The organism is Pseudomonas sp. Pf153 (assembly GCF_001269775.1).
Lineage (GTDB): Bacteria > Pseudomonadota > Gammaproteobacteria > Pseudomonadales > Pseudomonadaceae > Aquipseudomonas > Aquipseudomonas uvaldensis.
Map to the genome: position 1 here is coordinate 609,589 of NZ_LHVL01000025.1, position 13,797 is coordinate 623,385.

The following is a 13,797-nucleotide window of genomic DNA, read 5'->3' on the forward strand; positions in this document are numbered from 1 at the left end:
GGCATGGAAGCTGTTAAACCGCCCCGGAACCCACTCGCCCCTTGCGCAACGCATCGATCACCACGTCCTTGGGCCCATCCGCCACGACCCGACCGTTGTCCAGCACCACCAGCCGCTCCACCAGGCTCAACATCGAGGTGCGGTGGGTGACCAGCAGCACGGTCTTGCCCTGGACGTGGTTCTGGAGTTTTTGCCGCAAGGCATCTTCGCTGCTGTTGTCCATGGCACTGGTGGGTTCGTCCAGCAGCAGAATCGGTGGATCGAGCAGCAGCGCCCGGGCCAGCAGTACCGCCTGGCGCTGCCCACCGGACAGCAACTGGCCACGTTCGCCCACCGGGCGGTCGAAGCCTTGGGGATGTTGGCGGGCCAGTTCGGTGACGCCGGTCAGTTCCGCCACTTCCAGCATGCGTGCGTCGCTGATGTAGCGAGCGCCGAGGGTCAGGTTGTCCCGCAGGCTGCCGGCCAGCAGCGGCAGGTCATGGGCAACGTAACCGATCTGTTGCCGAAGGTCGGCGACGTCCAGTTGTCGCAGGTCCAGGCCATCGAGCAGTAACTGACCTTCCTCCGGTGCATAGAACCCCATCACCAGCCGTGCCAGGGTGCTTTTGCCCGAGCCGCTGCGGCCGATGATCCCGACCCGCTCGCCGGGCTTGAGGCTGAAGCTCACGTTCGCCAGGGCCGGGGTGTTCTGGCCGTTGTAGTGGAACGTCACGCCCTGGATGTCCAGGGCACCTTGTAATTGAGGATGGTCCAATGGCCGCTGTTTGGCGTCGCGCTCCTGGGGCAAGGCCATCAAGGCGTCGGTGCTGCGCATGGTGAGTTGGGCCTGCTGGTAACGCGTGATCAGCCCGGCGATTTGTCCCAGCGGCGCGAGAACCCGGCTGCCCAGCATGTAGCTTGCCACCAGCGCACCGACGCTGAGGTTGCCGGCGATGATGCTGTAGACGCCGGCAACGATGGTCGCCATGCCGGCCAGTTGTTGCAGGAACAGCGTACCGTTGGTCGCCAGGGCCGAGAGGTTGCGCGCATGGCTGTCCAGGCGGGTGAGGGCGCCGTGGGTGCTTTCCCACTGATGCTGACGCTCGCTTTCGGCGCTGCAGGCCTTGAGGGTTTCCAGACCGCCGAGGGTTTCGATCAGCAGGGCCTGGCGTTGGGCGCCCAGGGCCAGGCTTTTTTGCACGGTGTCGCGCAGGCGTGCCTGGATGATCATGGCGAAGACAATGGTGATCGGAAAAGCCACCACCGGAATCACCACCAGCCAGCCCCCCAGCAGGCCGATCACCAGCAGCATCAGCACGGCGAAGGGTAGGTCGATCAGGCTGGTCAAGGTGACAGCCGTGAGAAATTCCCGCAGCCCCTGGAAGTCGTGGATGCTCTGGGCGAAACCGCCTATGGTCACTGGCCGTGCTTTCATGGCCATCCCGGTGATGCGCTCGAACAGGGTCGCGGAGAGAATCACATCGGTTTTCCTGCCGGCCGTGTCCAGCAGGTGGGCGCGCACCACTCGTAGCACCAGCTCGAATCCCGTGCCGATCAACAGCCCCACGGCCAGCACCCACAGGGTGGACGTGGCCTGGTTCGGCACCACGCGGTCGTAGGTCTGCATGACGAACAGCGGGACCATCAGCCCGAGCAGGTTGATCAGCAGGCTCGCCAGGATCGCGTCGCTGTACAGCCAGCGCGACAGTTTCAAGGTATCCCGAAACCAGGCCTCGACCCGTGGCACCAAGGGTGCTCGCAGGTCTTCGAGTTCATGGCGTGGTCGGGCGAACAGGGCCTGGCCGCTGTAGTCGAGGGCCAGTTCCTCTGCGTTGACCCATTGTTCGCCGCCATCGGCTTCGCTGGGCAAAATCAACGCTTGGCCATCCTCACCCCAGCGCCGCAGCACCGCACAGCGGCCACCGGCGAGAATCAGCATCACCGGCAGGTTGAGCGGTGAAATTTCGGCCAGCTTGCGACGCAGCACCCGCGCCTGCAAACCGACCCGGGCCGCCGCGCGAGGTAGCAGGTCCGGGCTCAGCCGTTGGTGCGCCATTGGAAGCCCGGCGCTGAGGCTGGCGCGGCTGGCCGTCGCGCCATGGAGTTTGCAGAGGATCAACAGACCGTCCAGCAATGGGTCATCGACAGTCACGCGCGGATCGGCGCTGGGCGTTGCGGGTGCCATGCTGGTCATCGGATCGCTCCCCGTGGACTACTTCAGTTCAGGCAACCGCGCTTCGTTCTTGACCTCGGTCTGGGCAACTGCGTCAGCGGGCAGTACTACCCGCTGCTTGCTCAGCAACACGCCCATGTTCGCCAGCACGCGGTACATCGAGTATTCCTCGGTGTAGCGGACTTCCGTGTAGCGACGGTTGGCGTTGTACAGCTCGTTTTCGCTGTCGAGCAGGTCGAGCAGGGTCCGCTGGCCGAGGCCGAACTGATCCTGGTACGCCGCCCGGACACGGGCGGTGGTGTCGGCATATTCCCGGGCGGTGGGGGTCTGTTTGCGGGCATTGTTCATGGCGTTCCAGGCCAGGCGCGTGTCTTCGTTGAGCTGGCGCAGGGCGTTGTTGCGAATGTCCATGGCCTGGTTGATCTGGTGGGAATTGGAGGCCAGTCGCGCCTTGTCGCTACCGCCGCGGAACAGGTTGTAGTTCATCACCACACCGACCCGCCAGTTGTTGTCATGGCCTTCTTCGCCACCGATGTTGTTATTGGCACCCACCGCCGCTTCGGCGTCGAACCGTGGGTAGAACGGCGACTTGGCCGATTCATACTGGCTCTGGGCGGACTGTATGTCGGCCTGGGCCGATTTCAGGTACGGGTTGTTCTCTACCATGCTTTGCTGGGCCTGGCGCAGGTCTGCGGGGATCTCGCCTCGGGTCGAGGGGGGCGTTTCCAGCTCGTCGGGCATGCGTCCGACCACGCTGTAGAAGTTCGCCTCGGCGTCGGCCAGGTCTACCTGGGCGGTGTCGTAGTTGTTTTCCGCCAGGGCGCGGCGGGCATTGGACTGGTCGGAGTCGGCGGTGCTGCCCACCCCGCGCTCGGTGCGCAGGCCGATCTGGTCGTTGACTCGCAGGTGGGCTTGCAGGTTGTTCTTGGCCAGGGTCACCAGTTCGCGGCGCTTGAGCACTTCCAGATAGACCTCGATGGTGCGCAGGGCCAAGTCCTGGGCAGTGCCCTGGGCGTAATAGGCGCGGGAGTTGACCACGCCTTTGGTGCGTTCCACTTCGTTGGTGGTGTTGAAACCGTCAAAGAGCATCTGCCGCAGGCGCAACTCCGACTGGGTGTAAGTCAGGACATTGGTGTGGTGGTCGCCTTGTCCCCGAGTACTGGGGTTATCGCTGTAGCCCCGGCCGTAGCCGGCATTCAAATCCACCGACGGGAAAAAGCCCCCCCTGGCGACCTTGACGTCTTCATTGGCCGACAGACGGCTGTCCACTCGTTGGGCCAGTTCCGGATGGGTCGCGATGGTGCTCTGGATCGCTTCGGTCAATGACATGGCCTGGGCGTGAGAAGAGCAGGCCATGGCCAGCAAAACCGCGCTGCAGAGGGGGGATAAAACGCGCATGGGGTGCATCTCCTGAGGTCTGTTGTGCTTCTGTGTCGCCAAAATCTTGACGTATTTAAGATCAAAACCGTTTCAACCTTGTAACAACACAGCTAAGAACATCCTGCGAGAAACCTAAGAAGAATTTCTCATAGCAGTTATTCCGAAAAAAACTTATGTGCTTGGAAAAAAGCGGCACATTGTTCAAAGCGAAAGCCTTTGAAAATGCGGGTTCTGACGGCTTTTAGGCGTCAACAAAAGTTCCATGGAAATTTTTGAACGACGTGGGGAAGTGGTCGAAAGAGCGAAATGAAGGGTGATGTTTTGCGACGGTTTTTTGTCATTGTGGCAAAGAGCTAGCCCTTCGGATCCTGTGAAACCTGGCAGATTTTCCAGATTTTCGGGGGGCTCTTCAGGCATCGCTTCTTCACCCAGACATGCCGACCGCGGTTGGCAACGGAGGAATGCACATGGCAGCGCTCATCGGTACCGTCAGCAAGGTAATCGGGCAGGTTTTCGCGCAAGCGGCCGGGGGCCTGCGACGCCCGCTGGTGGAGGGAGATCGACTGTATGCCGGTGAGCATCTGGTGACCGGTGCCGAGGGTGCCGTGGCCGTGCAGCTTGCCAATGGCCAGGAGTTGACCCTCGGACGTGAAAGCGACCTGACCCTGACCTCGCAGTTGCTGGCCCGGCAGGCGCCTCGCGTCGAGACGCCTGAGGCAGCGGCACCGAGTGATGCGCAACTGACCGATGTGCAGAAGCTGCAACAAGCCATCGCCGCCGGTGCCGACCCGACCCAGACCGGCGAAGCCACGGCGGCCGGCCCCGGTGCTGGCAATGCCCCGGGCGGCCTTGGGGGGGGACACAGTTTTGTGCTGCTGGAAGAGGTGGGCGGGGCGGTTGACCCGAGCATCGGATTCCCTACGGCGGGATTCAACGGGATTCCCGAATTTCCTCTGCTGCGCCTGGCGGGGGATGCGGATGACGGTGACGATGGAACCGTACCGCCAGTGACCCCCGAGACGCCTGATAACCCGGTGACCCTCGACGGGCTGACCGTGGAGGGCGGCGAGCTGACGGCAGACGAGGCCAGTCTGTCCGACGGTTCGGCCAGCAACCCGGCGGCGCTGGTGCAAAGCGGTACCTTCACCATCAACGCCCCCGACGGGCTGAGCAGCCTGAGCATCGGGGGCATCAGCGTCATCGCTGGCGGCGTACCGGCAGGTTTTCCTCAATCGATCACCACGGTACTGGGCAACACCCTGACCATCACAGGCTACAACCCCGCCACCGGTGTCGTCAGCTACAGCTACACCCTCACGGACAACGAAACCCATCCGGCCGGTGCCGGCGCCAATACCCTCACTGAACAGTTCCCGGTCGTGGCCGTGGACAACGACGGTGACAGCGCGAACGGCACCCTGGACGTCAATATCACCGACGATGTGCCCCAGGCGATCGACGACAGCCACGCCAGTACAGCGTCGGAATCGTTGGTCATCCTCACCGGCAACGTCTTGCCCAACGACCATCAGGGGGCCGATCGTATACCCACCGGCCCCGACAGCGGGCCGATCATTGGCGGCACGTTCACCGGCACTTACGGCACCCTGGTGCTTAACCCCAATGGCACTTACACCTATACGTTGAACACCAGCGATCCGCAGTTCATCGCGTTGCACGGCGGCGGCAGCGGCACGGAAACCTTCACCTACACCCTGACCGATGCCGATGGCGACACCAGCACCGCCAACCTGGTGCTGCAGGTCCATAACAACGACGATCCGGTGATCATCCAGGGGCTGGACACTGAAGGCGGCGAGCTGACCGTCCGGGAACAACACCTGGCCGATGGCACCAGCCCGGATGCACCGGCCCTGACCCAGAGCGGCACGTTCACCGTGACAGCGCTGGACGGTGTGCAGAACCTGAGCGTCGGTGGCATCACCGTGGTCAGCGGTGGCGTGGCGGCCGGTTTCCCTCAATCGATTACCACGGCGCTGGGCAATACCCTGACTATCACCGGCTTCAACGCTGTCACCGGCGTGGTCAGCTACAGCTACACCCTGCTGGATAACGAGGCCCACCCGAATGCCAGCGGTGCCAACAGCCTGAGCGAGCAGTTTGCCGTGGTGGTTACCGACGACAACGGCACCACCGCCACCGACAGCCTGGACGTGAACATCGTCGATGACCTGCCCCAGGCCGTGGATGACAGCAACGCCGGTACCGCCTCGGAGACCCAACTGACCCTGAGCGGCAGCGTCCTGACCAATGACAGCCAAGGCGCCGACACCGTGGCGTCCGGCCCCATCACCCCCGGCACGTTCACCGGCACCTACGGTACGCTGGTGCTCAATGCCGACGGGTCGTACACCTACACCCTCAACACCAGCGATCCGCAGTTCATCGCGTTGCATGGCGGCGGCAGCGGCACGGAAACCTTCACCTACACCCTGACCGATGCCGATGGCGACACCAGCACCGCCAATCTGGTGCTGCAGGTCCATAACAACGACGATCCGGTGATCATCCAGGGGCTGGACACTGAAGGCGGCGAGCTGACCGTCCGGGAACAACACCTGGCCGATGGCACCAGCCCGGATGCACTGGCCCTGACCCAGAGCGGCACGTTCACCGTGACAGCGCTGGACGGTGTGCAGAACCTGAGCGTCGGTGGCATCACCGTGGTCAGCGGTGGCGTGGCGGCCGGTTTCCCTCAATCGATCACCACGGCGCTGGGCAATACCCTGACCATCACCGGCTTCAACGCCGTCACCGGCGTGGTCAGCTACAGCTACACCCTGCTGGATAACGAGGCCCACCCGAATGCCAGCGGCACCAACAGCCTGAGCGAGCAGTTCACGGTGGTGGCCACCGATGACAACGGCACCACTGCCACTGGCAACCTGGATGTGAACATCATCGATGACGTGCCCAAGGCCGTGGACGACAGCAACGGCACCGCATCGGAAAGCAGCCTGACCCTGACCGGCAACGTGTTGGCCAACGACACCGAAGGCGCCGATCACGTGGCGTCCGGCCCTGTCACGGCGGGCACGTTTACCGGGACCTACGGCACTCTGGTCCTCAACGCCGACGGTTCCTACACCTACACTCTCAATACAGCCGATGCGGATTTCAAAGGCCTGCACGGCGGTGGCAGCGGCACCGAAACCTTCACCTATACCCTGACCGATGCCGACGGCGACACCAGCACCGCCAACTTGGTGCTGCAAGTCCACAACAACGACGACCCGGTGATCCTCGACGGCCTCGACACAGAGGGCGGCGAGCTGGTGGTGCAGGAGAACAACCTCTCCGATGGCACCAGTCCCGATGCGCCGGCCCTGACCCAGAGCGGTACGTTCACTGTCACCGCACTGGATGGGGTGCAAACCCTCAGCGTCGGCGGTATCAACGTCGTCACCGGCGGCGTGGTGGCAGGCTTCCCGCAATCCATCACCACCGCGTTGGGCAACACCCTGACCATCACCGGTTTCAACGCCATTACTGGCGTTGTGAGTTACAGCTACACCTTGCTGGACAACGAGTCCCATCCAAACGCCAACGGCGCCAACAGCCTGAGCGAACAGTTCACGGTCGTGCTCACCGATGACAACGGCACCACCGCTACCGGCAACCTGGATGTAAACATCGTCGATGACGTGCCCACCGCTCATGCCGATTCTGCCTCGGTGCAGGAGGGCGGGACGGTCAGCGGCAACGTGCTGGACAACGACGTGGGCGGTGCCGACGGGCCGGCCCCGAGCGGCGCGGTGATCGGTGTACGCGCCGGCGACGACACCTCGACGCCGGCCATCGGCGGGCTCAACATCCAGATCAACGGCACCTACGGCTACCTGACCCTGGACGCCAATGGCAATGCGGTCTATCACAGCAACCCGGACAGCGTCAGCGCACCCGGCGCCACCGACGTGTTCACCTACACCGTGCGCGATGCTGATGGCGATGAAAGCACCACCACCATAACCATCAATGTGCATGACGTCTGCCTCATCGCCACGCCGGACCAGGACATCAGCGTCGACGAAAAAGCCCTCGACCTGAACCAGGACGGCCAGGACCTGGCGCCGGGCACGGTCAACGGCAGCGACCCGAGTGCTACGGGTGAAACGGCCACGGGGTCCCTGGTGGGCTCGGTCACCGGTGCCACGGGCGCCGTGACGTTCACTCTGGTGGGCAACGCCACCGGCGCCTACGGCCAATTGTTGCTCAACCCGGACGGTTCCTACACCTACACGCTGACCTCTCCCGCCACCACGACGCCCCACGCCAACGATGGCCCGAACGTGATGACTGAGAGCTTCACGTATCAGGCCACGGATTCCCTGGGCAACACGGTGACCAGTACCATCGTCATCAACATCGTCGACGACGTGCCGCAGGCTCACTGCGATACCGCTTCGGTGTTGGAGGGCGGCACCGTCAGCGGCAACGTGCTGTACAACGACGTACTCGGCGCCGATGGCGGAACGATCATCGGTATACGCGTCGGCAACGATACCTCGACCCCCGCCATTGGCGGGCTCAACACCCAGATCAACGGCACCTACGGCTACCTGACCCTGGACGCCAACGGCAACGCCGTCTACCACAGCAACCCGGACAGCGTTGGCGCACCCGGCGCCACGGACGTGTTTACCTATACCGTGCGCGACGCCGATGGCGATGAGAGCACCACGACGATCACCATTGATGTGCACAACAGTTGCCTGGTCGCTGAAACCGATCAGGACATCACCGTCTACGAAAAAGCCCTCGACCTGCAGCAGGACGGCCAGGACCTGGCGCCGGGCACGGTCAACGGCAGCGACCCGAGTGCTACGGGTGAAACGGCCACGGGGTCCCTGGTGGGCTCGGTCACCGGTGCCACGGGCGCCGTGACGTTCACTCTGGTGGGCAACGCCACCGGCGCCTACGGCCAATTGTTGCTCAACCCGGACGGTTCCTACACCTACACGCTGACCTCTCCCGCCACCACGACGCCCCACGTCAACGACGGCCCGAATGTCCTGAGCGAAAGCTTCACCTATGAAGCCACGGACGCCCTCGGCAACAAGGCGACCGGCAGCCTGGTGGTCAATATTGTCGACGATGTGCCCACGACCGTTGCGTCCGAGCGTTCGGTGACGGCGGTGGAGATCGACTCGAACCTGCTGATCGTGCTCGATGTGTCCGGCAGCATGGCCGATCCTTCCGGTGTGCCGGGGCTGTCGCGGCTCGATTTGGCGAAACAGGCCATCAGCGCCTTGCTGGATAAATACGATGACATGGGGGACGTGAAGGTCCAGTTGGTAACCTTCAGCAGCAGCGCCACCGACCAGACGTCCGTGTGGGTGGATGTGGCGACCGCCAAGACATTGCTCACCAACCTGTCGGCCGGAGGCGGCACCAACTACGACGCGGCAGTGGCTGCGGCGAAGACGGCCTTCGTCACCTCCGGGCAACTGACCGGGGCGCAGAACGTCGGCTACTTCTTTTCCGACGGCAAACCCACCTCGGGCCAGGAAACCGGCACGGCGGATGAGGCTGCATGGAAAGCGTTTCTCGACGCCAACGGCATCAAGAATTACGCCATCGGCTTGGGCAGTGGCGTGAGCAATGCCAACCTCGATCCGCTGGCCTACGACGGCAGTACCCACACGGACACCAACGCGGTGGTGGTCACCGACCTGAACCAGCTCAATTCGGTGCTTTCCGGCACTGTGCAAGGCGTGCCGGTCACCGGCAGTCTGCTGGGCGAGGGCGGTTCGTTCGGCGCCGACGGCGGCTTTGTCAAAAGCCTGGTGGTGGATGGCACGACCTATTCTTATAACCCGGCCGCCAACGGTGGACAGGGCGCATTGACTGCCAGCGGCGGAGCCAACCATGGCACCTTCAACACGGTCGACAACACCCTGAGCATCGCCACCGATCACGACGGCACTCTGGTGGTCAACCTCGACACCGGCGAGTACAACTACACCTCGCAAACCACCACCAGCACGCTCATCACCGAGAACATCGGCTACACCGTCAGTGACAACGACGGTGATCTGGCGAACTCCACGCTAGTGATCAAGGTCGTGCCCAACAGCGCGCCCGTAGCGATGGACGACCACATCATCACCAACGTGCTGTCGGGCAATATCGTGGTGCCGGGTGAATTGCTGCTGGGCAATGACAGCGATGCCAACGGCGATCCGCTGACTGCTTCGCCCACCGGCTTCAATACTGGCTGGATCGCCAGGGGCGCGGACTTCACCGGCACTACCGGCACGGTCAGCTTCACCGGCCACAACGTACAGTCGATCAATCTCGACCGTAGCACCTTCGTCGCCAATGCTGCCGCCATGACGGCGGTGCTGGTGGTCAGCGGTGCGCTGGGGGCGGTATCCAACAACAATGCCAACGATGAAGACCGGCTCAACATCAGCCTCAAGCAGGGCGAAACCCTTACCCTGGACCACAACCTGGCGGCAGGGCGCATCGCCCTGGAATACTCCCTCAATGGCGGGCCTTTCATCGCCATCAACGACGGTGCCTCGTTCACCGCAGCGGCGGACGGCAACTACCAGATCCACGTGACCAACATCCCCAACCCAGGCAATGGCAACGTCAATGCCTCGGAAAACTACCAACTGACCTTGACCGTCAACTACGCCGGCGCCCAAGACAGCGCGCCGGATTACCACGGCACCTACACCGCCAGCGACAACCATGGCGGCAGCGACAGCGCGGCGGTGGACATCAGCTACCAGGCGGGCCACACCCTGACGGGCACCAGCGGGGACGACGTGCTGCTGGCCGGCAACGGCGACAACGTCCTGAACGCGGGAGACGGCAATGACATCCTCAGCGCCGGCTCGGGCAACAACACGCTGCATGGCGGCGCGGGCAATGACTGGCTCTACAGCGGCGCGGGCAACGACCTGCTCGACGGCGGCACGGGCAACGACACTGCCAGCTACGCCCATGCCACGGCGGGCGTCACGGTGAACCTGAGCCTGCTGGCTGCACAAAACACCTGGGGCTCCGGCACCGACACCCTGGGCAGCATCGAGAACCTGGTGGGTTCGAACTTCAACGACACCTTGACCGGTAACGGCGGCAACAACCGCATCGACGGTGGGCTTGGCCATGACGTACTCAATGGTGGCGGTGGCGACGACATCCTCATCGGCGGCCTGGGTAACAACACCCTCACCGGCGGCAGCGGCGCTGACACCTTCCAGTGGCAGGCGGGCAACAGCGGCCACGATGTCGTGACCGACTTCACCCCGGGCTTGGACAAGCTCGACCTGTCCCAACTGCTATTGGGCGAGAGCGGCAGCAGCGCATCGCTGGACGATTACCTGCATTTCACCGTCACGGGCAGCGGTGCCTCGGTCATCACCAGCATCGACGTCAGCACCACCGCCGGCGCCAACCCGAACCAGACCATCGACCTGGCCGGTGTCGACCTCGCCAGCCACTACGGTGTCACACCGGGGGCGGGCGGAATCATATCGGGCGGGGCGGACACGGCGACGATCATCAATGGGATGCTGAATGATCATTCGTTGAAGGTGGATACGGTGTGAGGTGAACTGAAACGACAGACCCCGCCTTTCCCTCGCTGGAAATGCATCGGCCGAGGCCAACGGCGCCGAATTGCCGCTGGGGGGCGGGGACTGTCATATCGCCTTGATCATCCATCCTGTCGCATAGTCGTCATCCTGATGCAATGACTCAGTAGCCCCTGTCAAAGGATTGATGGAATATTCTCTTCTATCACCGGGAGCTGGGTTTGAAGTCCATGAACGCAGGTTGCTCAAACCCGGGTCACCGTCATGGATTGTTCGAATGGCTCCCCAAGTCTGAAGGTCTGGGATGACACCTCCAAAGCTCACCGCAGCGCTCCAGCAATACCAGTACGTGTGCCATTTATAGACATCACCCATGCCCATGAGCAGCCAAACGCCGGAGGTGGTGACTGGGTAGCTGACGTGCCCACCGAATTGATCATGAACGGTGATGGTGGCCGACCCTGAGAATTTCGACACAACCCGTGGTTGTGTTGACGTAAGAAGCTCAGCAATATTGGGATCGCTGGAGGTGTATATATAGGGAGGCACCCCCCCTGTCGGTGTCCGCTCCACGTATGCACCTACCGGCGGGCGCGCTGGAAACTTGGCAGTTCTATACATTCTCGTGCTGAGAATGGCGTCGCTGGTATCGATCGCCATAGGTTCCACTACTGTAAATCGCCAAGGAGGCGACACTGGATTATCACGGTAGGTCGCCCGAGCGGTGATGCTATGCCCCCCTATCTGGAGTCCACTGAGGGTGTCATGCCATAAGCCATTGGCATCAACTTCTACGGTTCTTATATATCCACTGCTGTCAAAAATTTCGACTTTCGTATTGGGCGTTGCTTCGCCGGTCAGCCTTACGCTCGTCGCGAGTGTATAACCGCTATCGGAGATTGGGGTGCCGCTTAAATCCTTGACCGAGGTAATAAGCGGTGTATCCAGCACTGCGGACTTGACCGAATAAGTGCGTAACGGAAAGGCGGTGGCCTCCAGGACATCAGCGGAAGCGTTGAAGGTTACCCGCAGCACAATGGTCAGGTCAGAGCGGTCCCGCAAAAGTTGTAGCTGGCCCCGTGAAACCGGTTTGAGCAGTCCCGCTTGGACTTCATCAGCGGTCACTTCGGACGCGGTTTGCAAGATGATCGTATGCTTTGTACCGTCGGTCCTGGTGCCTTCACAACTCAGCCAAACCCGCTGCCCCACCGCAATCAACGGCCAAGGCGCTACGGTAACGCGTGCATCCCCGATAAATTTACTCAGATCCAACTCACTACCAAGCCCCCCCTGCGCCGCCTCCGGAATCAACGGTATCGTCAGGCTGGCCACGGGCATCGCCTGCACATTTAACGTCAATACCTCCGAGGGCGGCGACTCCACGCCGTTCTGGATCACCGTGTAACTGACCGTCACCGCTTTACCCATGCTGAACGCCACTACACTGTTCGGAATCGGAACCTCCAAGCCATCCCTGACCGGCCATTCGCCCGAGGTGTGTGAACCTCCGGCTGGCGTGCCCGACGCGCCGGTCCAGGTGACTTTCAATGTGTCGTCGGGCAGCAGCGCGGCGTTGGCCGGCACCTGAACGGTCAGCGTGTCCTTGGCATTGACCGGGTTCAGGGTCGCGCCAGCGGCCTCTTTCACCGAAGGGGGAAGCAGATCTGACGGCCGACCAAGATGAATATCCAAACGCTTGATGGGCGACTGATTGGTATTGCCCAATTGGTCGGTCACCCGGTATTGGATCAATGTATTGGCGTTGTCACCCACCTGTTGGAAGGTATCGGTAAACAAGGTCTTCACCACAGGTGTCGAAGCGTCGGCCACCTCGAACGGAATGGTTACATCCCCCAACAGAAAATCGATGCGGTCGTAGTTTCGCGGGTTGGAGTAGGCAAAACCAAACTCCACGCCCTGCGCCGCTCGCTCGGCGCTGACCCCATCGCGGATCACATCGGGGGGAATCACCAGATCCAGGCCTTCCGGCGCGGGTTCGCCCGGAGCGCGCAGGTGATACAACACGAATAAGTCCCTGGAGGGCTGTGAGGAATTGTCACTGGGGCGGGTCACGAGGTAGTACAGCCTGTTGACGCCATGGATCAAGCGTCCATGGGGGATATGCAACGACATGCGGTTTCCTTCCTCCCCCGGCTGGACGGTATCGCCAGCGACGGGAGTGGGGTTGTCATTGACATACAGATCGACTCGATCCCAAGCCGCCAGCGTCCAGGATTGACGCTGCATCTCATTTAACGGGTCAATCAGGCATTGGAGCCCTTGTGGCTGATCGTCGTAAAGGCTTTTGGGGATACCGCCATCGGCGAGGTCGACCGGTTTCACTGGCGTAATCCAACCCGGAATGATGACGGGATAAAGCGCGAACAGATCGTCCAGGGTAGAAGAGTGGCTAGCCATCGGGTTCTCCTAGCGGGTGACGGGCGTGAGGTTCTTGGGTAGGGCTTATCACACGCCACACCGAGGCAATTGCCTACTGTCAGAATTGACAGTAGAGAACAGGTTTAGGACGGATGGTAGGGACTGTTGGTTGAACGCGAAAATATGCCGGAGACGGTGATTCACTGCGCAAACGGCAGGCAAGGCCTGCGCAGTTGCTTCTGCCTGAGGAAATACACCGTCACCAGCAGGTACAGGGGTAAGGGGTCCGGGATCTGGGGACGGGTTCCCGCCGCGCCT

Annotated in this window: 5 protein-coding genes; 1 reads left to right on the forward strand and 4 read right to left on the reverse strand. The window is 62.3% G+C overall.

Annotation, left to right across the window (positions count from 1 at the left end):
• Positions 1-13 precede the first annotated feature (13 nt).
• The 3 genes from AD666_RS17955 to AD666_RS26470 all read right to left on the reverse strand — a co-directional run bounded on the left by AD666_RS17955 (position 14) and on the right by AD666_RS26470 (position 3,949).
• Positions 14-2,173, reverse strand: coding sequence for a type I secretion system permease/ATPase (locus tag AD666_RS17955; RefSeq protein WP_053154811.1), 2,160 nt, complete (start codon positions 2,171-2,173; stop codon positions 14-16).
• Positions 2,174-2,191: 18 nt separating this feature from the next.
• Complete coding sequence (locus tag AD666_RS17960; RefSeq protein WP_053154814.1) at positions 2,192-3,550, reverse strand: TolC family outer membrane protein; 1,359 nt, start codon at positions 3,548-3,550, stop codon at positions 2,192-2,194.
• A gap of 183 nt (positions 3,551-3,733) precedes the next feature.
• Entirely contained in the window at positions 3,734-3,949 is a 216-nt protein-coding gene (locus AD666_RS26470) for a hypothetical protein (RefSeq protein WP_156315958.1), read from the reverse strand.
• Positions 3,950-3,999: 50 nt separating this feature from the next.
• On the opposite strand from AD666_RS26470, the gene AD666_RS17965 reads away from it, so the two are divergent.
• Positions 4,000-11,115, forward strand: a complete 7,116-nt coding sequence (locus tag AD666_RS17965; protein ID WP_053154817.1) for a retention module-containing protein — start codon at positions 4,000-4,002, stop codon at positions 11,113-11,115.
• A 93-nt stretch (positions 11,116-11,208) separates the two neighbouring features.
• Here AD666_RS17965 and AD666_RS26825 read toward each other — a convergent pair whose 3' ends face one another.
• Positions 11,209-13,518, reverse strand: a complete 2,310-nt coding sequence (locus AD666_RS26825) for a hypothetical protein (RefSeq protein ID WP_053154820.1) — start codon at positions 13,516-13,518, stop codon at positions 11,209-11,211.
• Between the last annotated feature and the right edge of the window lie 279 nt (positions 13,519-13,797).